Annotated in this window: 24 protein-coding genes; 11 read left to right on the top strand and 13 right to left on the bottom strand. The window is 69.4% G+C overall.

Features of this window, described 5'->3' with window-relative positions; all coding sequences use genetic code 11:
• Positions 1–9: 9 nt before the first annotated feature.
• The 3 genes from AC1VNM_RS03535 to AC1VNM_RS03525 all read right to left on the bottom strand — a co-directional run bounded on the left by AC1VNM_RS03535 (position 10) and on the right by AC1VNM_RS03525 (position 2391).
• Positions 10–993 (bottom strand): sulfonate ABC transporter substrate-binding protein, encoded by a 984-nt coding sequence (locus tag AC1VNM_RS03535; protein ID WP_483105869.1) that lies wholly within the window; start codon positions 991–993, stop codon positions 10–12.
• A gap of 92 nt (positions 994–1085) precedes the next feature.
• A complete protein-coding gene (gene ssuE / locus AC1VNM_RS03530) occupies positions 1086–1697 on the bottom strand; it encodes an NADPH-dependent FMN reductase (RefSeq protein WP_377155762.1) in 612 nt (203 codons plus the stop codon).
• Between the two features lie 91 nt (positions 1698–1788).
• A complete protein-coding gene (locus tag AC1VNM_RS03525) occupies positions 1789–2391 on the bottom strand; it encodes a TetR/AcrR family transcriptional regulator (RefSeq protein ID WP_377155763.1) in 603 nt (200 codons plus the stop codon).
• Between the two features lie 162 nt (positions 2392–2553).
• On the opposite strand from AC1VNM_RS03525, the gene AC1VNM_RS03520 reads away from it, so the two are divergent.
• Together AC1VNM_RS03520 and AC1VNM_RS03515 are read left to right on the top strand one after the other, a co-directional pair.
• Positions 2554–3555, top strand: a complete 1002-nt coding sequence (locus AC1VNM_RS03520) for an NADP-dependent oxidoreductase (RefSeq protein ID WP_377155765.1) — start codon at positions 2554–2556, stop codon at positions 3553–3555.
• A gap of 83 nt (positions 3556–3638) precedes the next feature.
• Entirely contained in the window at positions 3639–4967 is a 1329-nt protein-coding gene (locus tag AC1VNM_RS03515) for an outer membrane protein transport protein (protein ID WP_483105868.1), read from the top strand.
• A 125-nt stretch (positions 4968–5092) separates the two neighbouring features.
• Here AC1VNM_RS03515 and AC1VNM_RS03510 read toward each other — a convergent pair whose 3' ends face one another.
• From AC1VNM_RS03510 to AC1VNM_RS03470, 9 genes are all read right to left on the bottom strand, one after another.
• Entirely contained in the window at positions 5093–5818 is a 726-nt protein-coding gene (locus AC1VNM_RS03510) for an ABC transporter ATP-binding protein (RefSeq protein ID WP_377155768.1), read from the bottom strand.
• On the bottom strand, positions 5815–6723 hold the full coding sequence (locus tag AC1VNM_RS03505) for an ABC transporter permease (protein WP_483105867.1): 909 nt from the start codon (positions 6721–6723) through the stop codon (positions 5815–5817). Before AC1VNM_RS03505 ends, AC1VNM_RS03510 begins: the two co-directional genes overlap by 4 nt.
• A gap of 10 nt (positions 6724–6733) precedes the next feature.
• Positions 6734–7750, bottom strand: coding sequence for an aliphatic sulfonate ABC transporter substrate-binding protein (locus AC1VNM_RS03500; RefSeq protein WP_483105866.1), 1017 nt, complete (start codon positions 7748–7750; stop codon positions 6734–6736).
• Entirely contained in the window at positions 7747–9240 is a 1494-nt protein-coding gene (locus AC1VNM_RS03495; protein WP_483105865.1) for an LLM class flavin-dependent oxidoreductase, read from the bottom strand. The genes AC1VNM_RS03500 and AC1VNM_RS03495 overlap by 4 nt, the downstream gene beginning before the upstream one ends.
• Before the next feature lie 11 nt (positions 9241–9251).
• Entirely contained in the window at positions 9252–10061 is an 810-nt protein-coding gene (locus tag AC1VNM_RS03490) for a MetQ/NlpA family ABC transporter substrate-binding protein (protein WP_483105864.1), read from the bottom strand.
• A 79-nt stretch (positions 10062–10140) separates the two neighbouring features.
• A complete protein-coding gene (locus AC1VNM_RS03485; RefSeq protein ID WP_377155778.1) occupies positions 10141–10815 on the bottom strand; it encodes a methionine ABC transporter permease in 675 nt (224 codons plus the stop codon).
• A complete protein-coding gene (locus AC1VNM_RS03480) occupies positions 10808–11701 on the bottom strand; it encodes a methionine ABC transporter ATP-binding protein (protein ID WP_483105863.1) in 894 nt (297 codons plus the stop codon). Before AC1VNM_RS03480 ends, AC1VNM_RS03485 begins: the two co-directional genes overlap by 8 nt.
• Before the next feature lie 14 nt (positions 11702–11715).
• The gene (locus AC1VNM_RS03475) at positions 11716–12957 is read right to left on the bottom strand and encodes an acyl-CoA dehydrogenase family protein (protein WP_483105862.1); all 1242 of its coding nucleotides are present in this window, start codon (positions 12955–12957) and stop codon (positions 11716–11718) included.
• Between the two features lie 200 nt (positions 12958–13157).
• The gene (locus AC1VNM_RS03470; RefSeq protein WP_377155785.1) at positions 13158–13370 is read right to left on the bottom strand and encodes a hypothetical protein; all 213 of its coding nucleotides are present in this window, start codon (positions 13368–13370) and stop codon (positions 13158–13160) included.
• Positions 13371–13526: 156 nt separating this feature from the next.
• Between AC1VNM_RS03470 and AC1VNM_RS03465 the strand changes: the two genes are divergently transcribed.
• The 7 genes from AC1VNM_RS03465 (at position 13527) to AC1VNM_RS03435 (ending at position 21759) form a co-directional block, all read left to right on the top strand.
• Positions 13527–14231, top strand: a complete 705-nt coding sequence (locus tag AC1VNM_RS03465) for a response regulator transcription factor (RefSeq protein ID WP_377155787.1) — start codon at positions 13527–13529, stop codon at positions 14229–14231.
• Positions 14232–14257: 26 nt separating this feature from the next.
• Positions 14258–15781, top strand: a complete 1524-nt coding sequence (locus tag AC1VNM_RS03460) for a sensor histidine kinase (RefSeq protein WP_377155789.1) — start codon at positions 14258–14260, stop codon at positions 15779–15781.
• Between the two features lie 336 nt (positions 15782–16117).
• The gene (locus AC1VNM_RS03455) at positions 16118–17317 is read left to right on the top strand and encodes a maltoporin (RefSeq protein ID WP_377155790.1); all 1200 of its coding nucleotides are present in this window, start codon (positions 16118–16120) and stop codon (positions 17315–17317) included.
• A 196-nt stretch (positions 17318–17513) separates the two neighbouring features.
• Complete coding sequence (locus AC1VNM_RS03450) at positions 17514–18767, top strand: ABC transporter substrate-binding protein (RefSeq protein ID WP_377162015.1); 1254 nt, start codon at positions 17514–17516, stop codon at positions 18765–18767.
• Between the two features lie 107 nt (positions 18768–18874).
• Positions 18875–19753 carry a carbohydrate ABC transporter permease gene (locus AC1VNM_RS03445; protein ID WP_067270156.1) on the top strand — a complete coding sequence of 293 codons (879 nt, stop codon included), beginning with the start codon at positions 18875–18877 and terminating at the stop codon, positions 19751–19753.
• A gap of 85 nt (positions 19754–19838) precedes the next feature.
• Positions 19839–20669 carry a carbohydrate ABC transporter permease gene (locus AC1VNM_RS03440; protein ID WP_483109233.1) on the top strand — a complete coding sequence of 277 codons (831 nt, stop codon included), beginning with the start codon at positions 19839–19841 and terminating at the stop codon, positions 20667–20669.
• The gene (locus AC1VNM_RS03435) at positions 20611–21759 is read left to right on the top strand and encodes an ABC transporter ATP-binding protein (RefSeq protein WP_483105861.1); all 1149 of its coding nucleotides are present in this window, start codon (positions 20611–20613) and stop codon (positions 21757–21759) included. Before AC1VNM_RS03440 ends, AC1VNM_RS03435 begins: the two co-directional genes overlap by 59 nt.
• Here the strand turns inward: AC1VNM_RS03435 and AC1VNM_RS03430 are convergent.
• Positions 21674–22543: a hypothetical protein gene (locus tag AC1VNM_RS03430; RefSeq protein ID WP_377155797.1), complete on the bottom strand. Its 870-nt coding sequence runs from the start codon at positions 22541–22543 to the stop codon at positions 21674–21676. The two genes, AC1VNM_RS03435 and AC1VNM_RS03430, sit on opposite strands and share 86 nt — an antisense overlap.
• 82 nt (positions 22544–22625) lie before the next feature.
• Here AC1VNM_RS03430 and AC1VNM_RS03425 point away from each other — a divergent pair, with 82 nt between their 5' ends.
• Both AC1VNM_RS03425 and AC1VNM_RS03420 read left to right on the top strand, forming a co-directional pair.
• A complete protein-coding gene (locus AC1VNM_RS03425) occupies positions 22626–24686 on the top strand; it encodes an ATP-dependent helicase (RefSeq protein ID WP_483105860.1) in 2061 nt (686 codons plus the stop codon).
• Positions 24687–24921: 235 nt separating this feature from the next.
• Entirely contained in the window at positions 24922–25959 is a 1038-nt protein-coding gene (locus tag AC1VNM_RS03420) for a serine hydrolase (RefSeq protein ID WP_483105859.1), read from the top strand.
• Positions 25960–26028 lie beyond the last annotated feature (69 nt).

Here is a 26028-nt window from a genome sequence, read left to right as displayed (position 1 = left end):
TTGCGGCGCTTACTTGGCGGCCGTGGTGATCGACTTCGGCAGCGCGTCGGCGATGCGGATCGGCTTGGGGATCAGCTTCAGCGCATGGAACGCGTCGGCGATCTTCTGCTGCTCGGCGGCGATGGCCGGCGTGATCGGCTGGATGCCGTAGGCGAAGCGCGCGGCGGCGACCTCGGTCGTCGCAAGGTCGAGCCCGATCTGCGGCGCGAGCAGCGCGGCCACGGCGGCGCTGTTGTTCTCGGACCAGCGGTCGAGTTTGGCGAGTTCCTCGATGATGGCCTGGACGACTTGCGGGTACTTCTCCGCGTAGCCGCGCTCGGCCAGGTAGAACTGATGGTTCGCGACGACGCCCTTGCCGTCGGCCACCACGCGCGCGCCGAGCTGGCGTTCCGCCGCGGCCAGGAACGGATCCCAGATCACCCAGGCATCGACCGCACCGCGCTCGAAGGCGGCGCGCGCATCGGCCGGCGGCAGGTAGACGACGGTGATGTCGGTGTACTTCAGGCCCTGCTTCTCCAGCAGCTTGACCAGCAGGTAGTGGACGTTGGAGCCCTTGTTCAGCACGACCTTCTTGCCCTTGAGGTCGGCGAGCGTCCTGATCGCCGAGTCCTTCGGCACGATCAGTGCTTCGGCGGTCGGCGCGGGCGGTTGATTGGCGACGTAGACCAGGTCCGCGCCGGCGGCCTGCGCGAAGATCGGCGGCGCCTCGCCGACGGTGCCGAAGTCGATGGAACCGACGTTCAGTCCCTCCAGCAGCTGCGGGCCGGCGGGGAACTCGGTCCACTTCACGGCGATGCCCTGCGCGCTCAGGCGCTTCTCCAGGTCGCCCTTGGCCTTCAGCACGGTGAGCGTGCCGTACTTCTGGAAGCCGATGCGGACCTCCGTCGGCTTGGCCGCCGTCTGCGCGCTGGCGACACCGGCGAACAGGCTGAGCGAGGTGGTCAGCGCGGCGGCAAACGCGAGGGCCCCGCGGCGGTCGAAGAAGAACGTCATGGTGGTGGTCCTGGAGAGTGAAGAGTCGGGAGGAATCGGGAGGAATCGGAGGCGTCAGGCTCGCGGAGCGCGCGCGAAGCGTTCAGGGGTGCTCAGAGCACCAGCGCGGGACGCGAGACCGGCTCGACGGCCTGCGGCGTCGGCACGCGGTCCAGCACCTGCGACGCACCGACGAGCAGGCGGCGGGCGATGTCGTCGTTGATGCGGTAGTCGCCGACGGCGTCCTTGGCGATCTGCGCGTCGCAGGCGTAGACGCCGTCGACATGCGAGCGCGCGCCGAGCGCGGACAGGACGGGCAGCAGGCCGTAGTCCAGCGCCAGCAGATGCGCCATGCTGCCGCCGGTGGCCAGCGTCCACACGCTCTTGCCCGCGAGGCCGTCCTGCGGCAGCAGGTCGAGGAAGACCTTCAGCAGCCCGCTGTACGCGGCCTTGTAGATGGGCGTCGCGAGCACGACGACGCGCGCCTCGGCGACCGCGGCCAGCGCGGCGCGGATCTCGGCGTCGTCGAAGTCGGCGTGCAGCAGCGGCTGCGCCGGCAGATCGCGCAGACGCAGCGTGCGGGTCGCGAGTCCGTGGTGATGCAGCCGCTCCGCGGCGGCGCCGAGCAGCGCGCCGGAGCGCGATTTCACGCTGGGGCTCGCGGCGATGAGCAGGACGGGCGAGCCCGGAAGATCGGCGGTCGAGGCGGTGGCGGAGGCGGTCATGGCGGGGGGAGGAAGCAGGAACCGCCTCATTCTGCGAACCGCCCCGCCCTCGCCGAACGAAGGAGATCGTCGATGCTTAGGCGCTTTGCGGCTATCGCTTGCGCACGGGTGCCGACGGCTTCACGGCCGGCGTGAGCGACGCCAGGGCCTCGTTGCGGCAGGCGACCAGGATCTCGTCCGCCAGCGGCGAGTCGTCCGGACAGGCGCGCGACATCACCATCGCGCCGACTGCCCGCGCGAAGAGGTCCAGCGACTTGGCTCGCGCCTCGTCGGCGCTCGCGTGCTCCAGCACGGTCCCCTCGAGGTTCAGTGCCGCCAACAGACTCTCGATGCCGTTCGCAAACGTGGCGCGCACGGCGTCCGATTGACGCGCCGCATCGCCGCCGAGCGCCGCCATCGAGCACCCCTCGCCCCGCGCGTCGCGATGTTCGCGCGAGAGATAGAACCGGGCGAAGTCCGAGACCGTCACGCCGGCCGCCAGGGCCACCGTCTGCGCGATGCCGCAGGCCGCCGACTCCGCCATCAGTTCGGCCTTGGATTCGAACTGCTTGTAGAAGCCGCCGTGCGTGAAGCCGGCCGCGGCCATCAGATCGACGACGCCCACGCCGTCATAGCCGCGCTCACGGAACACCGTGGACGCCGTCTGCACGACGTGCTCGCGATTGGCCTGCGCCTGTGCCTTGCTGACCTTCATCTGTCGTCCATGCGCGTGGAGAGATCCACGGGCGCCACTATACATAGATGCTGATCATCATCAAAGTCTTGACTTTTTGGATTACAAACATAATCATTGCCATCGATCCTGCCCACCGATTCAACAGGCCTTCCCGGTCCACCCCCAGTCATGAAGACGACGATGAAAGCATTTGTCCTGGAACGCTACGGCAAGCAGAGCACGCTCCAGCCGGTGGAGATGCCGACGCCGGAACCTCGGGACGACGAGGTGCTTGTCGAGGTCCATGCCGCTGGCGTGAACCTGCTGGATTCCAAGCTCAGGGATGGCGAGTTCAAGCTGATCCTGCCCTACCGGCTGCCGCTCGTGCTGGGACACGACGTCGCCGGCGTGGTGGTCCGGGTGGGCTCGCGGGTGCGCCTGTTCAAGCCGGGGGACGAGGTCTACGCGCGGGTGGACGATTTCCGGATCGGCACCTTCGCCCACTTCGTGCCGGTGAAGGAGTCGTCGCTGGCGCTCAAGCCCGCGAACCTCACGATGGAAGAAGCCGCCTCGATCCCGCTGGTCGGCCTGACCGCCTGGCAGGCCCTGGTCGAGAAGGCCGACCTGCAACGCGGGCAGAAGGTCTTCATCCAGGCCGGATCCGGGGGCGTCGGCACCTTCGCCATCCAGCTGGCCAAGCACCTCGGCGCGACGGTCGCCACGACGACGGGCACGACCAATGTCGCGCTCGTGAAGGGACTCGGCGCCGACGTCGTCATCGACTACAGGAAGCAGGACTTCGACGGCGTCCTGCGCGACTACGACGTGGTGCTCAACAGCCAGGATGGCACGACGCTTCAGAAGTCGCTCGGCGTGCTGCAGCGCGGCGGCAAGCTCATCTCCATCTCCGGCCCGCCGGACCCCGAGTTCGCCCAGGGGATCGGAGCGCCCGGCTTCGTGCGACTGATCGTGCGCCTGCTGAGTGCGGGCATCCGTCGCAAGTCGCGCCGCCAAGGCACCGGCTACTCGTTCCTCTTCATGCGGGCCGACGGTGCGCAATTGCGCGAGATCACCCGCCTCATCGAGGCCGGCGTCATCCGGCCGGTGATCGACCGGGTCTTCCCCTTCGAGTCGACCAACGACGCCCTGGCCTACGTCAAGGCCGGCCGTGCCAAGGGCAAGGTCGTCATCAAGGTCAAGTAGATCCCGACACCCCACACGCCTCCGCCAAAGGACGCGGCGGCGCCATCGACGGGCCCGGAAGCCCAACCACAGGAGACAGAAGAATGACATTGATCCCGGCGGTCCATCGCCCCTCCCTGCTCGTGCTCGTTGCCGGCCTGGCTTGCGCCGGCCTCGCTCAAGCCGCAGCCTTCAAGCTCAAGGAGCAGAGCGCCGCCGGTCAGGGACGCGCCTTCGCGGGGTCCATCAGCGAAGGTGGGGATGCCTCCGTGATCGCCAACAACCCCGCCGCGATGACCCTGCTCGATGGGCGCCTCGTCCAGGCGGACGGCGCGGTCGTGACCTATTCGGCCAAGTTCGACGGCTCGGGCCGGGATGCGCTGGGGCGCCCTCTGTCCGGTGGGAACGGCGGCGATGCGGGACAGACCGCGGTCATTCCCTCGCTCTACTTCCATGCGCCGGTGACCGACCGGATCCATCTGGGTTTCTCCGTGACGGCACCGTTCGGATTCAAGACCGAGTACGACGACGGATGGGTCGGTCGCTACCAGGGCGTCAAGACCTCGCTGAAGGTGATCGACGCCGGCGTGTCGGGTGCCTACCAGGTCAATGACGTCCTGTCGCTGGGCGTCTCCGTGTTCGCGGAGCGCCTGGACGTCAAGCTGCGCAATGCCGTCGACTTCGGCGCGCAGCTGGCGGCCGCGCGCGTGCCGGGATTCCTGCCGACGAGCGCGGACGGGTACCTGGACGTCGAAGGCGACAACACCGAGGTCGGCTACACGCTGGGCGCGCTGCTGCGTCCCGTCGACGGGACGACGGTGGGCCTGGCCTACCGCTCCGAGGTCAAGCACAAGGCCAAGGGCGTGGACGCGCGCTTCTCGATTCCCGCCGCGGCGAACGCGGTGCTGTCGGTGGCGGGTCCCAACACCTTCGTGAACACCACGGTGGACACCGAGTTGACGATGCCGGCGTCGTGGACGCTCAGCGTCAGCCAGCGGCTGAATCCGCAATGGACGGTGATGGCCGACTACTCGCGCACCGCGTGGCACAAGTTCGACCGGGTGGTCCTGGACTTCGCGTCCAACCTGCCCAGCCAGACGCTGGACTTCGGCTATCGGGATTCGTCGTTCTACTCGGTGGGCGCGGAGTACCGGATGAACGACGCCTGGACCTTCCGCGGCGGCTTCGCCTACGACCAGACGCCGGTCACCGATGCGGTGCGCGATGTCCGCGTTCCCGACGTCAGCCGCCGATGGCTGTCGCTCGGCGCGACGTGGCGGGCCAGCAAGCAATCGGCCTACAGCCTGGGCTACACGCATCTCTTCATCAAGGACACGAGCGTCAACCTGACCTCGCCCTCCGCGAGCACCCTGCAGGGCTCGTACAAGGTGGGCAGCGACATCCTGGCGGTGTCGGCGCAATACAGCTTCTAGGCGCGTCGACACCCGCGCCAGTTTGCGTCGGTTCGCGCCGCAGCGAATCGCACGGTTCCAGGGGTTGTCGTGCATTGGCTTGCACACGACCCATTCGCCTCGGACGGCAACGTCCGGGGCGTTTTTTACGACAGGCGCTCCAGCTCCCTCAGCACCTCGCCCCGCAGGTCCGCCACCGCCGCGCTCCCGCGCCCGCGCGGATGCAGCAGCGGCACCTCGATGCGCCGCACGATGCGGCCCGGCCCGGCGCCGAGCACCAGCACGCGGTCGGCCAGCAGCACCGCTTCCTCCACGTCGTGCGTGACCAGGATCAGGCTGGTGCCATGTCTTGCCGCGACCTCGCGCACGAGGTCCTGCAGCCGCATCCGTGTGAAGGCGTCCAGCGCGGAGAACGGCTCGTCGAGCAGCAGCACGCGCGGCCGCGTGTAGAGCGCCCGCGCGATCGCGGCGCGTTGCGCTTGGCCGCCGGACAGTTGACGCGGCAGCGCCTCGCCGAGCTCGCCCAGGCCGACCTCGCGCAGCAGCGTGTTCACCCACGCTTCATCGTGGCCCTGGCCCAGGTCGAAGCCGACGTTCTCGGCCACCGTCAGCCACGGGAACAGCCGCGGTTCCTGGAACACGACACCGATGTCGCGATCCGGTCCGCGACGCGCGCGACCGTCGAGACGCACTTCCCCGTCGAAGTCCGGATCCAGCCCGGCGGCGATGCGCAGCAGCGTGCTCTTGCCGCAGCCGCTCGCGCCGACGAGGCCGAGGACCTCGCCCGCGTTCAGGTCGAAGTGGACGTCCTGCAGGATGGGCAGGTCGCGGGCGAAGCGCTTGGCGCGCACGGACACGGTCAACAGGCTCATGCGTGGCCTCCGAAGCTGTCGCGCCAGTGCAGCGCGCGTTGTTCCACCGCGGCCATCAGGCTGTCGGTCAGTTTGCCCAGCAGCGCCAGCAGCACGATCGCCGCCATCACCAGGTCCGCGCGGCCGGTCTCGCGGCCGTCGGTCAGCAGGTAGCCCAGGCCGCGGCTCGCCGCGATCAGTTCCGCCGCGACCATGAACATCCACGCCAGGCTCAGTCCGTTGCGCAGACCCGTGAGCAGCGCCGGCAGCGCGGCGGGCAGCAGCACGCGGCGCGCGAGCGCCACGCGGCCGAGTCCGCGCAGGCGCGCGACCTCCACCAGCTTGCGGTCCACGTCGCGGAAGCCCGAGGACACGCCCATGTAGACGGGGAAGAAGGCCCCGATCGCGATCAGCGCGATCTTGGACGCCTCGTCGATGCCCAGCCAGAGCAGCAGCAGCGGCACCCAGGCGAGCGAGGGAATGGCGCGCAGCGCCTGGAAGCTCGGCGTCAGCACGGCTGCGGCCAAGCCCGAGAGGCCGACCAGCGCGCCGAACAGCACCGCCAGCACCGCGCCGAGCGCGAAGCCACCCGCCACGCGCAAGGTGCTCGCGAGAACGTGTTGCGTCAGTTGGCCGTCGCGCAGCATCTGCGCCAGCGCCGCGGCCACATCGCTCGGCGCCGGCAGCAGGTTGGGCGCGATCCAGCCGAGCCGCACCGCCGCCTCCGCAAGGGCGAGGACCGCCACGGGCGGCAGCGCGCCGAGGAGCCACGTCGGCCATCGCCACGCGACCCGCGTCTGCGTCTGCGTCTGCGTCTGTGTCTGCGTCTGCGTCAGCGTTGATCGCGATCGAGCCGGCGCCTGCTCCGGCAAGACCGGCCCGAGCGACGAGACGGCGCGCGCGATGAGGTCGGGGTCGGCGCTCATCGCTCCGGACTCACGCCTTGATCAGGCCGTTGGCGAAGCGCGTGTCGACCAGCTCCGCGATCGTGCGGTTCAGGTCCACGCCCGGCTTCACCAGCTGCTCCGCGTTCAGGATCGGCGCCGCCGCCTGCAGCGCCTTCACATGCTCGTCCGACGGCTGCGGATGCGAGAAGTCGCTGCGCAGCTTCACCTGCAGCAGGGCCACCGGCAGGCTGACCTTGGCCTCTTCGGACAGGATCTTCGCGGCGTCCGACGGGTTGGCCAGCGTCCACGCACGCGCCCGCTCGTAGGCCGCGATCACGCGCTTGACCGTCTGCGGGTGGCGGTTCAGGAACTCCTCCCGCACGTTGAGGAAGCCGTAGGTGTTGAAGCCGACGTTGCGGTACAGCAGCTTCGATCCGGCATCGAGCTCGCTCGCCGCCATCAGCGGGTCGAGGCCGGCCCACGCATCGACGCGGCCCTGCTCCAGCGCCGCGCGTCCGTCGGCATGCTGGAGCGCGACATGCTCGATGTCACCGCGCTTCAGGCCCACCGTGTGCAGCGCGCGCAGCAGGAAGAGGTAGGGATCGGTGCCCTTGGTCGCCGCGATCTTCTTGCCCTTGAGGTCGGCGAGCGAGCGGATGCCGGAGTCCGGACGCACCACCAGCGCCGTCCATTCCGGCCGCGAGAAGATGTAGGGCGCGCGGATCGGATTGCCGTTGGCGCGCGCCAGCAGCGCGGCCAGGCCGGCCGTGGAGCCGATGTCGATGCTGCCCGCGTTGAGGTACTCCAGCGCGCGGTTGCTGCCGGCGCTCAGCACCCAGCGCACCGACGTGCCGTCCTTGGCCAGGTCCGCCTCCAGCCAGCCGAAGCGGCGCAGCACCAGGCTGGTCGGCGAGTAGTAGGCGTAGTCGAGCTTCAGCTCCTTCGGCGCCGCGGCGCCTTGAGCGCGCAACGGGCCTGCGGCCAGTCCGGCGGCGAGGCCCGCGCCAAGGACGAGCGCATCGCGACGCGTCGGGCTGTTGTTCTTCGAATCGGTGTGGCGGGTCATGCGACGGGCTCCGTCAGGGGAATGTCCAGGGAAGTGAGCGGGGGATCCCGACCGTCGGCGGTCGTGGTGGTCGAGGGGGTCGCGGCGGCGGTATCGGCATTCGGCTCGCCGAGGCGGACACGACGCCCGGCGTGCGTCGGCATGAGGCCGTCACCCGCGCCGAACAGCCGCGCGCGCAACGTCCTCGGTGCGTCGGCGACGTCTGCGCCCTCGCCTGCTTCCGGGCGATAGCGGCCGCGGCGGCGAAGCTCCGGCACCACGAGATCGACCACGTCGCGGAAGGTCTCGTGCGCCAGCGCATAGGCCAGGTTGAAACCGTCCAGGCTCGTGGCGTCCTGCCACGCGATCAACTGATCGGCGATCTCCGACGGATCGCCGACGAAGACCGGCCCTCGACCGCCGAGGCCGATGAACGCGGCCGCCTCGCCCACCGTCCAGCGACGCGTCGGATCCGCGCTGCTGAACGAGGCCAGCGCCGTGCGCCCCGCCTGGGTGTCGAGGTAGTCGATCGTGGCGTCCAGCGGATAGCGGCTGAAGTCGACGCCGGTCCAGCCCGACAGCAAGGCCAGTGCGGCCTCGATGTCGACGTGGGACTTCAAGTCCTCGTGCTTGGCGTGGGCCTCGGCACTCGTCGGCGCGGTGACGATCAGCGCCTGACCGTAGATCAGCACGTCGTCGCGCGCGCGGCCCGACTCGGCGACCGCATCGCGCAGGCCGTTCACATAGCCCTTCACCACGGACGTGCTGGGACCGCTCACGAAGACGCACTCCGCATGCCGGCCGGCGAAGGCGCGGCCGCGGCTCGACGTGCCGGCCTGGAACAGCACCGGCGTGCGCTGCGGCGACGGCTCGCAGAGATGCACGCCGGGCACGCGGTAGTGCTCGCCGCGATGGTGGATCGCGTGGACCTTCGTCGGGTCCGTGAAGACACGCCCCGCCTTGTCGCGCTGGACCGCGCCGTCCTCCCAGCTGAGTTCCCACAGCTTGTAGACGACGTCGAGGTACTCGTCCGCCAGGTCGTAGCGCTCGTCGTGCGCGCGTTGCCCGGTGTGGCCGAGGTTGCGCGCCGCGCTGTCGAGGTAGCCGGTGACGATGTTCCAGCCGATGCGGCCCCGCGTCAGGTGATCGAGCGTCGACATGCGCCGCGCGAAGCTGTACGGCGGCTCATAGGTCAGCGCCACCGTCACGCCGAAGCCGAGGTGCTTCGTCACCGACGCCATCAGCGGCACCAGTGCCAGCGGATCATTGAGCGGCACCTGCACCGCATGGCGCAAGGCCGCGTCGGGCGAGCCGCCGTGCACGTCGTAGACGCCCAGCACGTCGGCCAGGAACACGCTGTCGAAGCCGCCGCGTTCCAGCAGCCGCGCCAGCTCGACCCAGTAGTCCGGGTCGGTGTAGCGATGCGACTCGTCGCGCGGATGCGTCCACAGCCCCGGCGACTGGTGCCCCACCGTGTTCATCGCGAAAGCGTTGAAACGGATCGGCTTCAACCCGCTGGCGCTCATTGCAGGAACGCCGGCCGCGCGTAGCCGGGGAACTTCTGCACCAGCACCGCCTTGAACTCCGGCGCGCGGAAGGCATCGGCCAGCGCCTTCGTCCACGGCTGCTGCTTGTCCTTGCCCTTCACCGCCAGCACCAGCATGTAGTGGTCGGGCGTCTTCTCCAGCAGCAGCGCGTCGGTGAGCTTCAGGCCGCTGGAGATCGCGAAGTTGCCGTTGACGATCGCGTACTCCGCGTCGTCGAGCGTGCGCGGGATCTGCGCCGCCTCGATGGGCTGCAGCTTCAGGTTGAGCGGGTTGCTGGCGATGTCCTTCTCCGTCACGCGGATCGGATCGGCGCCCGGCTTCAGCGTCAGCAGCTTCTGGTCGGCCAGCAGCGCCAGGCCGTGCGCCAGGTTGGCCGGGTCGTTGGCCAGCGTGATGCGGTCGCCGGACTTCACGTCGGCCAGGCTCTTGCGCTTCTTCGAGTAGATCCCGAACGGCGCCATCGGCCCCTGCACCACGTCCACGATGTCCAGCTTGCGGTCTTCGCGGAAGCGGTTCAGGTAGGTGATGTGCTGGAAGAAGTTGGCGTCCAGCGCGCCCTGCGCCAGCGCGATGTTGGGCTGCACGTAGTCGTTGAACTCGACCAGCTTGACCGTGTAGCCGCGCTTCTCCAGCAGCGGCTTGATGCCCTGGCGCAGCACCTCGATGTTGGAGCCGGCGGTCGCGCCGATGGTGATCTCCTTCTTGTCCTGCGCGTGGACGGCGGGCGAGGAAAGCGCGGCGGCGGTGAGCGCGAGGGCCAGCAAGGTGCGGCGGGCGAGGATCATCGGGAAGTCCTTGGAGGTCCGGGAGGGATGGAAAGGGAAAGAAGCGGGAAGGAAGAATCTGAAACGAAGGAGCGCGTGCTCAGCGCTTGTCGAGCCGTCGCGCCACGCGCTGACCGGTGAACTGGATCAGCTGCACGAGCACGACGAGGATCGCGACCGTCAGCACCATGACGTCGGTCTGGAAGCGGTAGTAGCCGTAGCGGATCGCGAGGTCGCCGATGCCGCCGCCGCCGACGACCCCGGCCACCGCCGAGTACGACAGGAAGCTGATCGCCAGCACCGTCAGCGCGCCCACCAGGCCGGCGCGCGCCTCGCGCACCAGCACGCGCAGGACGATCTGCGTCTCGGAGGCGCCCATCGCGTGCGCGGCCTCGATGACGCCGCGCGGCACCTCGCGCAGGCATTGCTCGACGAGGCGCGCGAAGTACGGGATCGCGGCGAAGGACAGCGGCACCGCGGCGGCCAGCGGCCCGATCGAGGTGCCCGCGATCACGCGCGTGATCGGCACCAGCGCGACCAGCAGGATGATGAAGGGGAAGCTGCGCACGGTGTTCACCACCGCGTTGATCAGGCGATGCAGCAGGCCCGCGCCGCGATGGCCCGACAGCGACTGGCCCGGGCTCAGCAGGAACAGCAGCACGCCCAGCGGGCCGCCGAACAGCACGGCCGCGCCGAGACCGATGGCGAGCATCAGGCCCGTCTGGCCGAGCGCGGTCCAGATCTCGGGCAGCAGCCCGATGAGGTTCTCAAGCATGGCGGACCTCCCGGCGTCCGATCGACGCGATCACTTCGGAGGTCGCCAGCGCCGAGGCGTCCAGCGCGGCAAGGTTCGCCGCCTGCCGCTGCAGCCGCGCGAGCTCCAGTCCCAACGGCGAGGTCGCCACGCGCGTCGCGTCGACGACGTCGAACTGCTCGACCAGCCGGCCCTCCGCGATGACCGCGGCGCGTCGGCACAGCGCCTGCACGACCTCGAGTTCATGCGTGACGATCACGATCGTGACGCCCAGCCGCTCGTTGATGTCGGCCAGCGTGGCGAGCAGCTCGCGCGTGGTCTCGGCATCCAGCGCGGAGGTCGGCTCGTCGCACAGCAGCACGTCGGGTTGCGGCGCCAGCGCCCGCGCGATCGCAACGCGCTGCTTCTGCCCGCCGCTGAGCTGCGCCGGATACTGGTCGGCCTTGTCGGTCAGCCCGACCAGCGCCAGGCACTCGGCGACGCGATCGGCGATCTCGTGGCGCGAGCGGCCGGCGTGCAGCCGCAGCGGGAAGGCGACGTTCTCCGCCGCGGTCGCGTTCTGCAGCAGGTTGAACTGCTGGAAAATCATCCCGAGCCGCTGCCGCTCGCGGCGCAACTCGGTCGGCTTCAGCGCGGTCAGCTCGCGGCCGGCCACATGCACCCGGCCCGCGTCGGGACGCTCCAGCAGGTTGATCAGCCGCAGCAGCGTGGACTTGCCCGCGCCGCTCTTGCCGATCAGGCCGAGGATCTCGCCGGGACGCACGGACAGGCTCACGTCGCGCACGGCCTCGAAACGCCGCCCGTCGGGCAACGCGAAGGACTTCGACACGCCGTCGAGGCGGATCAGTGGGTCGTTCTTTGGGGCGCACTTTGGGGTGCTCTTTGGGGTGCTCTTCTGGTCGCTCATCGGGACCTCCTCGATCAGGAATACGCCGTCGGATCGGGGATCCGGCCGTCGAGGAAGAAGCGGCCCAGGTCGCGCAGCTTGTAGTCGACCGGGTCGTGCAGCGTGTGCACCCGCGCGTTGCGCCAGAAGCGGTCCAGGCCGAACTCGGCCGACGTGCTGCGCGCGCCGGTCAGCTCGAACAGCTGGCTGCCGACCTCGACGCCGGCGCGGTGCGCGAGCACCTTGGCCTCGGCGCCGGCGACCGCGACCTCGCCGCGTTCCTGCGCGGTCAGGGCCTCGCCGCGATCGAGCGCGCGCCGCAGGCGGTCGACCGCCTCGACCGACACGGCCTGCGCCGCCCTCACCTTCAGCCACAGGTCGCCGTAGCGGTGCTGCACGAGCGGATCGTCGACCGCGCGCGACACGCCCGAGGCCGACCAGGCCCGGCCACGCGTCGCCGTGTAGCGGCGCGCCTCGTCGAAGGCGCCCTCGCCGATGCCCAGGTACAGGTGGGTCATGATCAGCTGAGCGATCTGCGAGCGCAGCGTCGCGCGCGGGGTCGGGCTCTGGCCCGGCACCTGCAGCAGCTCGTCGTCGTCCAGCCGGACGGCGTCGAAGCGCACCGTGCCGCTGTCCGTCTGGCGCTGGCCGAAGGCGTCCCAGTCCTGCTCGACGCGCACACCCTCGCGCCGCGTCGGCACGATGCCGATGAGGAAGCCGCCCTCGCCCGTAGTCGCCGAGACCGTCAGCCGGTCCGAGCCCAGCGCGCCGGAGCAGAAGCTCTTCACCCCGTCCAGGCGCCATCCGGCGCCGTCGCGCGCCGCCGTCAAGCGCGTGTCGGCGGGATTGAGCGCATTGCCCCAGAACAGGCGCTGCTCGGCGGTCTCGCGCAGATGGCGCGCGCCATGCGCCGTCGCGGCCGGGCCGCCATACAGCGACACGCCGTAGAGCTGCAGGTGGTGGAAGGCCAGCACATGGGCCAGCGCGCTGTCGACGCGGGCGAGCCGCCGCACGGCGTCGAAGAACTCGGGGATGCCGCCGCCCAGGCCGCCATGGGCCTCGGGAATCGTCAGCGCGAGCAGGCCGCTGGCGCGGATCAGCTCGCGCTGCTCGGCGGCGTGGCCGCCCTCGCGGTCGCGCTGCACGGCCGTGGCGGCCAGCTGCTCCACGACGTGGTCAAGTCCTGACCCCAGGAGCTGGGCCAGCGGGGATGCGGCAGGGGTGGCGGAGGAAGTCGGGGAGGCGTCGTCGAGACGCCGCAGCACGGGAGCGGTCATTGGCGAGGAGACACTCGGGGGGCGGCAATGCGCGATGACGCCGAGTGTTCCTGTCCGGCCGCGCGGACCGAAGCGAGAAATTCGTCTGTGCTTATGCGGTGGCCGGTACCGCACCCATACCGTGCCACGCGACCCCGGGGCGGGGTCGGCCGAGGTCGGCCGAGGTCAGCGGAGATCGGCCGAGCTCGGCTGACGTCGATTCAACTCGACCAGGTCGATTCGTTCTTCGCCGCCTGCGCGTTGCTCTGGATGCCGACGTCCTGCGAGAGCATCGCGCGCATCGCCTGCGCGCATTGTTCGACGTGTCGCTTGTCGGGATGCCACGGTCCCGCCGCATCGCCGTTGCTCTGCAGGTTGGCGCTTCTGACGTAGACGACGCGCCAGAGCGTCTGTTTGAGGTCGCTGGCTTGCATGTCGGGGAGTATTCCGAATCGACCGGGCCTTGCGCGAGACGGCATCGCCGTCACCGCCTGTCAGCCACTGCCCTACAGCGGGGCACGCAACCCCGAATCTACGCCTCGGGCTTGCCCCAGTCCAGTGCAAGAGGCCGGGCTGTTAATCTTCCATTCATGAACCTGCTGCTCGCCGAAGACGACGCGATCCTGGCCGACGCCCTGTGCGAACAGATGCGCGCCAGCGGCTTCACCGTGGAGCACGCGCCCAACGGAGCGGTCGCGCAGTACCTGCTCGCCAAGCAGCAATTCGACGTGGTGGTGCTGGACCTGGGCCTGCCGATGGTGGGCGGCATCGAGGTGCTCAGACAGCTGCGCCAGACGGATGCGTCGCTGCCGGTGCTGATCCTGACCGCGCTGGACAGCCTGGAGGACCGCGTCGCCGGCCTGAACGCCGGCGCCGACGACTACCTGACCAAGCCCTTCGACTTCCCCGAGCTGGAGGCGCGTCTCCGCGCCCTGCTGCGTCGCAGCCGCGCGCTGAAGGCGAGCACCGAGCTGGGCCAGCTCAGCATGCAGCGCGAGACCCGCAGCGCGCAGGTGCGCGGCGAGATGCTGGAGCTCAGCCCGCGCGAGTTCGACCTGCTCGACCTGCTGCTCACGCACCAGGGCCGCGTGATCACGAAGGAGCAGATCAACCAGGCCTGGTCGGGCGACCGCAACGGGACCGCCGCCGGCGCCGCCAGCCCCGTGGATAGCGGCGCGGCGACCAACGCCGTCGAGGTCTACATCCACCGCCTGCGCCGCAAGCTCGAAGGCTCGCAGGTGGCCATCCGCACCGTGCGCGGCCTGGGCTATCTGCTGGAGCTGGAACGCGCCTGAGGGCGCGCGCCCTCCACGCCCTCCCCATGGCGCCGTCCCGCTTCTCGCTCAAGCGCCAGCTCCTGCTGTGGCTGCTGCTGCCGCAGGTCGTGCTGTGGCTCGCGGGCGCGGTGTTCAGCTACCGCCTCGCGGGCCGCTATGCCAACGAGGCCGTCGACGCCACGCTGCTGCAGGCCACGCGCTCGCTCGCGCGTCAGGTCAAGCCCATGGGCAACGGACTGCTGATCGACTTCCCGCGCGCGGCGCAGGACGTGCTCGAGGCCGACCCCAGCGACAAGCTGCTCTACACGGTCAGTTCACCGCCGGGCAAGTTCATCCTCGGCAACCGCAACCTGCCCAGCCCGCCCGCGGTGCCGGCCAGCGCGCCGCTGGGCCAGGCGCAGTTCTACGACGGGGAGATCGACGCGCAGGAGTCGCGCACCGCCTCGCCGGTGCGGGTCGCCGCGCTCTACCTGCAGTTCGGCGAGAACCCCAAGGCCCAGCAGACGATGCTGGTGCAGGTGGCCCGCTCCAGCGCCAACCGCGAGCTGCTCGCGCGCCGGCTGCTGATCGACACGATGCTGCCGCTGTCCATCCTCATCGTGCTGATGAGCATGATCGTGTGGGCCGGCGTCGGCGCCGGGCTCGCCCCGATCGCGCGGCTGCGCCGCCTGGTCGAGGGCCGCAAGCCCAACGACCTGCGCCCCATCGAGCTCGACGCCGCGCCGCAGGAACTGCGCTCGCTCGCGCAGGCGATCAACGACCTGCTCGAGGCCGTCCGCCACAACGTCCAGGGCCAGCGCCGCTTCATCAGCGACGCCGCCCACCAGTTGCGCACGCCGCTGGCGGGGCTCAAGAGCCAGAGCGAACTCGCGCTGGCCGAAGCGCCCCCCGGTCCGCTGACGGTGCGTCTCGCCCGCGTGCATGAGAGCGCCACGCGCAGCGCCCACCTCGTCAACCAGCTGCTGGCGCTGGCGCGCACCGAGCCGGAGTCGCTGACGCGGCAGACGCCGGTGCGCTTCGACCTCGGCCGGCTGGCCCGCGAGGTCACCGCCGAACTCGTGCCGCGCGCGCTCCAGCAGAACGTGGACCTGGGCTACGACGGTCCGGACAGCGATCCGGACTGCGCCTCCGCCTCGCAGCTCGAGGAGCCGCTCACCGTCCCCGGCCTCTCCCGCGAAGAGCAAGCGCAGAAAGAGGGGCGCGAACAGGGGCAGGAGGACCGCCCTGTCGAGGTCACCGGCATCCCGCTGCTGCTGCGCGAGGCGCTGGTCAACCTCGTCGACAACGCGCTGCGTTACGCCGGCCGCGGCGCCCGGGTCACCGTGCAGGTGCACGGCGACGCCGACCGCGCGGAGCTGGTCGTCACCGACAACGGCCCCGGCATCCCCGAGGACCTGCGGGAGCAGGTCTTCGAGCGCTTCTTCCGCGCCACCCACGAGGGCAACGGTTGCGGACTCGGCCTGGCGATCGTCAAGGAGATCGTCGAGCGCCACGGCGGCCGCATCGTCCTGTCGACGGCCCGGCCGCGCGGCCTGCGCGTCTCGATGAGCCTGCCGCTCGCCGCCTGAGCCCCCCCGCCCGCCCTGGCGCAGGCACGACCTGGCCCCGGCCGGTCATCACACGTCCTTCCTCGCAGGACTTGCCACCGCGATCGCTTCCCCGGACCTGCGCGCTCGGCGCCGCCCCGCGCGCACCAAGACTGCGCCGATCACACGCCAGGCGCCCGACATTGCCGCCACGCGCCCGAACTCCCCGCCTTTCGTGCACCACAACGCTAGTGGTAAGCACCAATATAGATTCATTAATGAATTATTAAAGTTCAGCCCGCATGCAAGAAAGATAAACGTCCGATTAACGGCGGCACGCCCGGAGCACCGTTGCTCGGAGACAACCGGAGACTGAACATGACACGCACCTCGCGCTTGCGCACCACCACGCTGTCGACCCTGTCGACCGCCGCCGGCCTGCTGATGGCCGCCGGTTCCGCCCATGCCCTGGACTACACCGGCTACTTCCGCGCCGGCCCCGGCGGCACCACGGACGGCGGCGCCAGCCGCGCCTGCTACGCCCTCAACGGCGGCACCAGCGGCATGAAGTACCGCCTCGGCAACGAGTGCGACATCTACGGCGAGTTCCAGCTCGCCCAGGGCTTCAAGAAGGACGGCATCGACTACAAGGTCGTGCTGATGACGGACTACTTCAATCCGCATTCGGACGCGGACGACGCCAAGCACCTGCGCCTGGCGCAGATGTACGCCGAGGCCAAGGGCTTCGACTTCGCGCCGGAAGCCACCGTCTGGGCCGGCAAGGAACGCGGCCGCCGCGGCGACGTGCACATCGTCGACACCTACTTCACCGAGATGGCCGGCATCGGCGCCGGCTTCAAGGGCCTGAACGTCGGCCCGGGCAAGCTCGGCGTCGCGTACTACACCAACGACAAGGACAACAACCAGCGTCCGGCCCACCGCGGCAACGTCGAGTACGTCGACATCAACTCCAACACCGACGGCACGCTGGCCTTCTTCGGCACCGCCACCAAGTCGCAGTTCGCCGGCGGCACCAACGGCTGGGGCCTCACCGCCAAGCATGTCCAGGCCAAGCTGTTCGGCTCGGACTTCAACAACGTGCTGTGGGTGCAGTACGCGCAGGGTTCCACCGGCCTGAACTCCAACTTCGGCAACCAGACCGACACGTCCGCGGCCAAGAAGTTCCGCGTCGTCGAATCGGTGAACTTCCAGCAAGGCGCCTGGGGCGGCATGGGCATGCTGCTGTGGGCCAACGAAAAGGACAACGCCGGCAAGGCCACGGTGTCCACGTCGGTCGGCGGTCGCCTGTCCTACGGCGTCACCCGCAACTTCAAGCTGCTCACCGAAGCCGGCGTCTCGCAGTACAAGCCCGACGGCGGCCAGCGCGCCCGCCTGACCAAGGTGACCTTCGCCCCCACGCTGTCCACCGGCCCGGCGCTGATGGACCGACCCGAGTTCCGCCTCTATGTCACCCACGCCAAGTGGAACAAGGCGGCCGGCAACGTGACCGGCGTGGCCGGCTACGACGGCGAGACCTCGGGCACCAGCTTCGGTGCGCAAGTCGAAGTCTGGTTCTGACGCCCGGTTCCGATCGGACGACGACTGAGGGGCGCGACGCGCCCCGCCTCATCCGACATCCCATGACAACATCGCACCCACTCACCGTCCGGCGCGAGCCGGATGCGATGCCCGGAAGGTGATGCCGGACGCGACACGAAACGCGATGCGAACCGTGATTCGAAACCCAATTCCAGACGACATGGAGACCCCCCCGATGATGAAGCTCAAGCAACTGTCCCAGGCCGCCGCGCTGTGCGCGCTGATGGCCGCCGGCGCGGCCCAGGCCGGCGAGGTCGAAGTCCTGCACTGGTGGACCAGCGGCGGCGAGGCCAAGGCCGCCACCGCGCTGAAGGCCACCCTGCAGAAGCAGGGCCACACGTGGAAGGACTTCGCGGTGGCCGGCGGCGGCGGCGATTCCGCCATGACGGTGCTGAAGTCCCGCGTGGTGTCGGGCAACGCCCCGGCCGCGGCGCAGATCAAGGGCCCGTCGCTGCAGGAATGGGCGGCCGAAGGCGTGCTGACCAACGTCGACACCGTCGCCAAGGCCGGCAAGTGGGACGAGGTGATCCCGCCGGTCGTCGCCAACATCATGAAGTACCAGGGCCACTACATCGCCGCGCCGGTCAACGTGCACCGCGTGAACTGGCTGTGGGTCAACCCCGAGGCGCTGAAGAAGGCGGGCGCCAAGCTGCCCACGACCTGGGACGAGTTCTTCGTCACCGCCGAGGCGCTGAAGAAGGCCGGCATCATCCCCGTCGCGCACGGCGGCCAGAACTGGCAGGACTTCACCACCTTCGAATCGGTGGCGCTGGGCGTCGGCGGCGTGGACTTCTACAAGAAGGCCCTGGTGCAGCTGGACCCGGCCACGCTGACCGGTCCGCAGATGGAGAAGGTGCTGACGACCTTCAAGCGCATCAAGGACTACACCGACAAGAACGCGTCGGGCCGCGACTGGAACCTGGCCACCGCGATGGTGATCAAGGGCGAGGCCGGCATGCAGCTGATGGGCGACTGGGCCAAGGGCGAATGGGTCGCCGCGGGCAAGACGCCGGGCAAGGATGTGCTGTGCGCCGCCGCCCCGGGCACGCAGAAGGCCTTCACCTTCAACATCGACTCCTTCGCGCTGTTCAAGCTGAAGAACGCCGCCAATGAGAAGGCCCAGCAGGACCTGGCCACCGCGATCATGTCGCCGGAGTTCCAGGAGCTGTTCAACCTGAACAAGGGATCAATTCCCGTGCGCACCGGGATGAAGATGGACAAGTTCGACGACTGCGCCAAGCAGTCCGCGACGGACTTCGCCGCCGACGCCAAGTCGGGCACCCTGGTGCCGTCGATCGCGCACGGCATGGCGGTTCCCGCCGCGGCCGAAGGCGCGATGAAGGACGTCGTGAGCCAGTTCTGGAACAGCGACAAGATGACGGCCAAGGACGCGCAGACCAAACTGGCGGCCGCCGCGAAGACGAAGTAAGCCACCAGCGAACGCTGGCCCCGAGGGGGCGGACCGATCCCGGACCGCCCCCGATCCGTTTCTCCCGACGCGCCTTCCGCGGCGCGTCCTCAGGTCCGCTCCTCCGCATGTCCGCTTCCCGAGCCCCCCGCAGTCCCTGGCTTCCCAAGCTGGTGGTCGCGCCGACCTTCCTCGTCTCCTTCCTCTTCATCTACGGCCTGATGGCCTGGAACGGCTACCTGTCGCTGTCCGCGTCGCGGCTGCTGCCGAACTACGAGTTCGTCGGCCTGGACCAGTACCGCGCGCTGTTCGACAACGAGCGCTGGTGGCTGGCGCTGACCAACCTCGGCATCTTCGGCGCGCTGTTCATCGGCGGCGCGATGGCCGTGGGCCTGCTGCTGGCCATCCTGCTGGACCAGAAGATCCGCGGCGAAGGCGTGCTGCGCACCGTGTACCTGTACCCGATGGCCCTGTCCTTCATCGTGACCGGCACGGCGTGGAAATGGATCCTCAACCCCGGGCTGGGCATCGAGCACCTGATGCAGCAATGGGGCTTCGAGAACTTCAGCTTCGGCTGGCTGGTCGACCCGGACATGGCGATCTACTGCGTCGTCATCGCCGGCGTGTGGCAGTCCGCGGGCTTCGTGATGGCGCTGTTCCTGGCGGGACTGCGCGGCATCGACGACTCCATCATCAAGGCCGCGCAGGTCGACGGCGCGTCCCTGCCGCGCATCTACTGGCGCATCATCATCCCGACGCTGCGGCCGGTGTTCTTCTCGACGCTGATGGTCGTGGCGCACATCGCCATCAAGAGCTTCGACCTGGTGATGGCGCTGACCGCGGGCGGCCCCGGCTACGCCACCGACCTGCCGGCGACCTTCATGTACACGATGGCGTTCTCGCGCGGCCAGATCGGCCTGGGCGCGGCCAGCGCCACGGTGATGCTGGCCACGATCGCCGCCATCGTCGTTCCCTACCTCTATTCCGAGCTCCGCTCGAAGCAGTAACCGCGAGCGCCGCGACATGAGTACCCTCACCTCCCCTTCCGGTCCTCCCTCCTCGGGGGGATCCCGCAGCCTGACCGTGCAGCGCATGCTGCTGTGGGCCGTGCTGCTGGTCTTCGCCTTCTTCTTCCTGCTGCCGCTGTACGTGATGGTCAGCACCTCGCTCAAGAGCATGGACGAGGTGCGCAACGGCACCCTGCTGTCCGTGCCGATGGCGCCGTCGCTGGCCGCCTGGTCCAAGGCCTGGACCAGCGCCTGCACCGGCACCGACTGCGGCGGGCTGAAGCCCTTCTTCATGAACTCGGTGCTGATGGTCGTGCCGGCGGTGCTGATCTCCACCGCGCTGGGCGCGATCAACGGCTACGTGCTGACCAAGTGGCGTTTCCGCGGCAGCGAGCTGCTGTTCGGGCTGCTGCTGTTCGGCGTGTTCATGCCGATGCAGGTCGTGCTGCTGCCGATGAGCCAGGTGCTGGGCACGCTGGGCATCGCCAGTTCGGTGTGGGGCCTGATCCTGGTCCACATCCTGGCCGGCATGCCGTCCACGACGCTGTTCTTCCGCAACTACTACGCCGGCCTGCCCGACGAGCTGATCAAGGCGGCGACGCTGGACGGCGCCTCGTTCTTCCAGATCTTCTGGCGCATCGTGGTGCCGCTGTCCACGCCGATCCTGGTGGTGACGCTGATCTGGCAGTTCACCTCGATCTGGAACGACTTCCTGTACGGGGTGGTGTTCTCCGGAGCCGACAGCAAGCCGATCACGGTGGGGCTGAACAACCTGGCCAACACGTCCAGCTCGGTCAAGGAATACAACGTGGACATGGCCGCGGCGCTGATCGCCGCGCTGCCGACGCTCGTGGTCTATGTGGCCGCGGGCAAGTATTTCGTGCGCGGGCTCACCGCCGGCGCCGTCAAGGGTTAAGGAGTCAAGCATGGGCGCGCTCGCCATTTCTCAAGTCCGCAAGAGCTACGGATCGGCCGACATCCTCAAGGGCATCGACCTGTCGATCGACGCCGGCGAGTTCCTGATCCTGGTCGGCCCGTCGGGCTGCGGCAAGTCGACGCTGCTGGCGATGATCGCCGGCCTGGAGCACCCGACCTCGGGCGCGATCCACATCGGCGACCGGGACGTCACCTACCTGCCGAGCAAGGACCGCGACATCGCGATGGTGTTCCAGAGCTACGCGCTGTATCCGAACATGAACGTCGCGCAGAACATCGCCTTCGGGCTGGAGATGCGCAAGGTGCCGAAGGCGCAGCGCGAGACCACGGTGCAGCGCGTCGCGAAGATGCTGCAGATCGACCATCTGCTCGATCGCAAGCCGGGCCAGCTGTCCGGCGGCCAGCGGCAGCGCGTGGCGATGGGGCGCGCGCTGGCGCGCGATCCGAAGCTGTTCCTGTTCGACGAGCCGCTGTCCAACCTGGACGCGAAGCTGCGCATCGAGATGCGCGCCGAGATCAAGCTGCTGCACCAGCGCACCAAGACCACGACGGTCTACGTCACCCACGACCAGGTCGAGGCGATGACGCTGGGCGACCGCATCGCGGTGATGCGCGACGGGCTGGTGCAGCAGTTCGGCACGCCGGAAGAGATCTATACGCGGCCGGCCAACCGCTTCGTGGCCGAGTTCATCGGCTCGCCGACGATGAACTTCGTCCAGGCCGAGCGCAACGGCGGCGGCGCGCTCGCCGCGCAAGGCGTGACCCTGCCGGTGAACGCGGCGCAGCAGGCGTCGATCGACGCGGCCGGCGGCGTGCTCTACGGCGTGCGTCCGGAACACATCCGGCTGGCCGAGACGACCGACGCGGACGCGGGCGGCATGCCGGGCGTGCTGAAGATGAGCGAGCCGACCGGTCCCGAGACCTACCTGCTGGTGGACACGCCGTCGGGCCCGATGACGGCGCGCGTCTCGGGCAACCCCCACCTCAATGTCGGTGACGCGGTTCGCCTGCAATGGGCGGCGGAGTCGGCCCACCTGTTCGACGCGAAGGACGAGCGCCGCCTGGCCTGAGACCGTCGGTGGGACCGGCAGGTCTCATCCGCAGCCAGAGGGTCTGCGCCGCGAGCACCGCGGCCAGCACCAGCGCGATCCAGGCGGAACCGTCCGAGCCGCTCATCGGCGAGGCGGTCTGCTTCACGTACACGCCCACCAGGCCCCACACCGCCGCGCCGGCATAACCGAGCGCGGCGGGGCCGGTGCCCGGCGCGTGAAGACGCGCGTTGGCGACCAGCAGCAGCAACGCGGCCAGGGCCCACAGCACCAGCGTCCAGGGCAACTGGTCCTGCGTCGGCAGCATCTGCGCGGCGACGACCGTCTGCGCGGTGTCCAGGAACGCGGCCAGCGACAACCAGCCCGCATGCAGCGCCAGCGGGAACACGGCGAGCCAGGACTGCGCGCCGCGCGGCATCGCCCGCGCGACCAGCATCAGCGCCCACAGCAGGCTCGCCAGCGCGGCCCAGATGACGGCAAGCGCCAGACCGAACCATTGCTGCGAGAACACGATCATCCAGCTCGCGGTCAACGCGAAGCCGACGATGACCAGCCAGTGGCAGCGATGCGAGTCGCGATGCCCTTCCCTGTCCGGGACCGGCTGGCCGCGCAGCAGCCAGGCGGCAAATACGAGATCGAGCAGGAAGATCACCCCCCAGATCGAGAACGCGTAGCCGTCGGCGACGAGCAGGGTCGGAAAGCGGTCGGAGATCGCGCCGTTGTCGGGCCCGAACACGCCGCGCTGGGACGCCCAGGCCACCAGGGGCATGGACAGCGCGCTGAGGATGACGAGGATCTGAAGCATGTCCCATCATGGGCAAGGCGCATTCCGCCTACCGCGAACGCGGGGAATGACTGGGTTTGCATACAGCTTATGATCCGGCGCCATGTCCACCGCCGATGTCTTCGCCGATCTGAATCCCGAGCAGCGCTCCGCCGTCGAGCATGGCCTGGATGAAGGCGCACAGGGCCACGGACCGCTGCTGGTGATCGCCGGCGCGGGATCGGGCAAGACGAAGACGCTGGCGTCGCGCGTGGCGCGCCTGATCCAATCCGGCGCGGATCCGCAACGGCTGCTGCTGCTGACCTTCTCGCGCCGCGCCGCCGGCGAGATGGAACGCCGCGCGGGCCGCGTGCTGCATCGCGCGCTCGGCCTGCGCGTGACGCAGGCGCCGCCGCGTTTCCCGTGGGCAGGCACCTTCCACAGCGTCGGCGCACGGCTGCTGCGCGAGTACGCGCATCGCATCGGCCTCGCGCCCAACTTCACCATCCTCGACCGCGCGGATGCCGAGGACCTGATGGGCCTGCAGCGTCAGGCGCTCGGCCTGGCCGAGACCACCGACCGCTTTCCGCTGAAGGCGACCTGCCTGAACATCTACTCGCGCGTCGTCAACAGCGAGGCGCGGCTGGACCAGGTGCTGCAGGAGCACTTCCCCTGGTGCTTCGCGGTCCATGACGAGCTCAAGCACCTGTTCAAGGCCTACGTCGAGGAGAAGCAGCACCAGCAGCTGCTCGACTACGACGACCTGCTGCTCTACTGGTCGGAGCTGATGAGCGACGACACGCTGGCCGCGGAGCTCGGCGAGCGCTTCCAGCACGTGCTGGTCGACGAGTACCAGGACACCAACCGGCTGCAGGCGACGATCCTCAAGCGCCTCAAGCCGCGCGGGGACCGGCTGACGGTGGTCGGCGACGACGCGCAGGCGATCTACTCGTTCCGCGCGGCGGAGGTGCGCAACATCCTGGAGTTCCCGGCGCAGTTCGACCCGCCCGCGCGCGTGGTAGCGCTGGAGCGCAACTACCGCTCGACGCAGACCATCCTGGATGCCTCCAACGCCGTCATCGCAATGGCCCGGGAGCGCCACGAGAAGCGCCTGTGGACCGACAAGACCTCGAGCGAACTGCCGCACCTGGTCACTGTCGACGACGAGGCGCGACAGGCGCAATGGGTCGCGGACAAGGTGCTGGAGCGCCGCGAGCAAGGGCTGAAGCTGACGAAGCAGGCGGTGCTGTTCCGGACCTCGAGCCACGCGGCGCCGCTGGAGCTGGAGCTGACGCGACGCAACATCCCGTTCGTCAAGTTCGGTGGCTTGAAATTCCTCGAGAGCACGCATGTGAAGGACGTGCTGAGCGTGCTGCGCTGGGCGGAGAACCCGCGCGGTCGGCTGGCGGGTTTCCGCGTGGCGCAGTTGCTGCCGGGCTTCGGTCCCGCGAGCGCGAGACGGCTGCTCGATGCGATGACCCCCGCGGCCGATCCGGCGCAGGCGCTGCGCGATTTCGAGCCGCCACGCGCCGCGGCGTCCTCCTGGACGGCGTTGCGCGAACTCATGCTGCAGTTGATCTCAGGCTCCAGTTGGCCGATGGATCTGGAAGAGGCGGTGCAGTGGTACGCGCCACATCTGGAGCGGCTCTACGACGATGCGCCGGTGCGCCTGTCCGACCTGGAGCAGATCACGCGCATTGCGCAGGGCTACGGGTCGCGGGAGCGGTTCCTGACGGAGCTGACGCTGGATCCGCCCGACGCGAGCAGCGACGAGTCGGGCGTACCGCTGAAGGACGAGGACTACCTGATCCTGTCGACGATCCACTCCGCCAAGGGCCAGGAGTGGAATGCGGTGTACCTGCTGAACTGCGTGGACGGCTGCATGCCGTCGGACCTGAGCACGGGCGCGCAGGCGCAGATCGAGGAGGAGCGGCGGCTGCTCTACGTCGCGATGACGCGCGCGAAGGACCACCTCGCGGTGATGGTGCCGCAGCGCTTCTACGTGACGCAGCAGACGCGCAACGGCGATCGGCACCTCTATGCGAGCGTGTCGCGTTTCCTGCCCGGCAAGGTGGTTCGCCACTTCGAGAAGGTCGGCCCCGCCAATCAGGCGCAGGTGCCGCTGCCAGAGCTCGTGAAGCCGGCGATGGACGTCGCCGCGAAGCTGCGCAAGGCCTGGGACTGAGCTCCCCCCATCGGTGACTCAAGCTTTCATGACCTGCGAACACCGCGTCAGAGCTGCTGAAGACAGGCTGCAAACGTCGTGCAGTCGCCCGCGCGTAACGCACGTTACGGCAAGCCCGGATGGCGGTCCGACGCGAAGAACTTAAACTCCGCGACGGTCAAACCCTGACCCCGCGCTTGCCGGAAGATCTCCGGACAAGTTCCCGGACCCAGCCCGCCAGCCCCGCCCGACCGCCGTGACGATCCGCGACACCGTTCTCCGCACCCTCGCCCATACCAACTGGAAGCTGGCGCTGCCGGCGCTGATCCTCACCTGCGGTTGCCTGATCGTGCAGGCCGCCAGCGACGACCCCGAGGTCGTCGTCCCCACGACCGCCCCCACCACCGCGGCCATCAGCCCCAACGGCGTCGTGACGCCGGCGCCGGCGGGCGCCTCCGCACCGGCGCCGACAGCGCCGACGGCCTCCTCGCCCCTGATCGCCAAGTCGCCCGGCACCGTCGTCGCGCCCACGCCGTCCGACGAGCCGCTGATGAAGCTCCCCGTCAACGCCCGCCACATGCTGGTCGTCGACGACACCGGCCGCGTGCTGATGGCCAAGGAGCCGGACACCGTCGTGCCCATCGCCTCGCTGACCAAGCTGATGACGGCGATGGTCGTGCTGGACGCGAAGCAGGACATGAACGAGGAAATCAAGATCGACGACGCCGACGTCGACCGCCTCAAGCACAGCAAGTCGCGCGTGCGCGTCGGCGCCACGATGACCCGCGAAGCGGCGCTGGAGCTGGCGCTGATCTCGTCCGAGAACCGCGCCGCGTCGGCGCTGGCTCGCCACTTCCCCGGCGGCCTGCCGGCCTACGAGGCGGCCGTCGTCGCCAAGATCCGCGCGCTGGGCCTGTCGCACACGGCGCTGGCCGACCCGACGGGCCTGTCGCCCAACAACACCTCGACGGCCGCCGAGGTCGCGCGCATCGCCGCCGCCGCGTCGCGCTACCCGGTGATCGCGCGCATCAGCAGCGACAAGTCCAGCGAGGTCGAGGTCAACGGCCGCCCGCGCGAGCTGCGCAACACCAACCACCTGGTCGGTGCCAAGGGCTGGGACATTCGCCTGTCCAAGACCGGCTACACCGAGGAAGCCGGTCGCTGTCTGGCGATGCGCATGAAGAGCGGCGGCCAGACCATCACGGTCATCCTGCTCGATGCCGACGGCTCCGCGCAGCGCCTGCGCGACGCGGCCGCGATCCGCAAGTCGCTGGCGAAGATCGCGGCGGCCTGACCCCCTCATTACGCCTGGAATCCCCCTCGCGGGGGACGCGAGCAGGTTCTTTGAGGCTGGTCAAACAAC

This window comes from Mitsuaria sp. MSU3D (genome assembly GCF_056867975.1).
The sequence above is the reverse complement of the archived record's forward strand: the minus strand, read 5'-3'. Positions and strand labels throughout refer to the sequence as shown.

Coding starts and splice junctions, on each gene's coding strand:
- AC1VNM_RS03535 (WP_483105869.1), bottom strand. CDS start 993: ATGACGTTCTTCTTCGACCGCCGCGGGGCCCTCGCGTTTGCCGCCGCG.
- ssuE (WP_377155762.1), bottom strand. CDS start 1,697: ATGACCGCCTCCGCCACCGCCTCGACCGCCGATCTTCCGGGCTCGCCC.
- AC1VNM_RS03525 (WP_377155763.1), bottom strand. CDS start 2,391: ATGAAGGTCAGCAAGGCACAGGCGCAGGCCAATCGCGAGCACGTCGTG.
- AC1VNM_RS03520 (WP_377155765.1), top strand. CDS start 2,554: ATGAAAGCATTTGTCCTGGAACGCTACGGCAAGCAGAGCACGCTCCAG.
- AC1VNM_RS03515 (WP_483105868.1), top strand. CDS start 3,639: ATGACATTGATCCCGGCGGTCCATCGCCCCTCCCTGCTCGTGCTCGTT.
- AC1VNM_RS03510 (WP_377155768.1), bottom strand. CDS start 5,818: ATGAGCCTGTTGACCGTGTCCGTGCGCGCCAAGCGCTTCGCCCGCGAC.
- AC1VNM_RS03505 (WP_483105867.1), bottom strand. CDS start 6,723: ATGAGCGCCGACCCCGACCTCATCGCGCGCGCCGTCTCGTCGCTCGGG.
- AC1VNM_RS03500 (WP_483105866.1), bottom strand. CDS start 7,750: ATGACCCGCCACACCGATTCGAAGAACAACAGCCCGACGCGTCGCGAT.
- AC1VNM_RS03490 (WP_483105864.1), bottom strand. CDS start 10,061: ATGATCCTCGCCCGCCGCACCTTGCTGGCCCTCGCGCTCACCGCCGCC.
- AC1VNM_RS03485 (WP_377155778.1), bottom strand. CDS start 10,815: ATGCTTGAGAACCTCATCGGGCTGCTGCCCGAGATCTGGACCGCGCTC.
- AC1VNM_RS03480 (WP_483105863.1), bottom strand. CDS start 11,701: ATGAGCGACCAGAAGAGCACCCCAAAGAGCACCCCAAAGTGCGCCCCA.
- AC1VNM_RS03475 (WP_483105862.1), bottom strand. CDS start 12,957: ATGACCGCTCCCGTGCTGCGGCGTCTCGACGACGCCTCCCCGACTTCC.
- AC1VNM_RS03470 (WP_377155785.1), bottom strand. CDS start 13,370: ATGCAAGCCAGCGACCTCAAACAGACGCTCTGGCGCGTCGTCTACGTC.
- AC1VNM_RS03465 (WP_377155787.1), top strand. CDS start 13,527: ATGAACCTGCTGCTCGCCGAAGACGACGCGATCCTGGCCGACGCCCTG.
- AC1VNM_RS03460 (WP_377155789.1), top strand. CDS start 14,258: ATGGCGCCGTCCCGCTTCTCGCTCAAGCGCCAGCTCCTGCTGTGGCTG.
- AC1VNM_RS03455 (WP_377155790.1), top strand. CDS start 16,118: ATGACACGCACCTCGCGCTTGCGCACCACCACGCTGTCGACCCTGTCG.
- AC1VNM_RS03450 (WP_377162015.1), top strand. CDS start 17,514: ATGATGAAGCTCAAGCAACTGTCCCAGGCCGCCGCGCTGTGCGCGCTG.
- AC1VNM_RS03445 (WP_067270156.1), top strand. CDS start 18,875: ATGTCCGCTTCCCGAGCCCCCCGCAGTCCCTGGCTTCCCAAGCTGGTG.
- AC1VNM_RS03440 (WP_483109233.1), top strand. CDS start 19,839: ATGCTGCTGTGGGCCGTGCTGCTGGTCTTCGCCTTCTTCTTCCTGCTG.
- AC1VNM_RS03435 (WP_483105861.1), top strand. CDS start 20,611: ATGTGGCCGCGGGCAAGTATTTCGTGCGCGGGCTCACCGCCGGCGCCG.
- AC1VNM_RS03430 (WP_377155797.1), bottom strand. CDS start 22,543: ATGCTTCAGATCCTCGTCATCCTCAGCGCGCTGTCCATGCCCCTGGTG.
- AC1VNM_RS03425 (WP_483105860.1), top strand. CDS start 22,626: ATGTCCACCGCCGATGTCTTCGCCGATCTGAATCCCGAGCAGCGCTCC.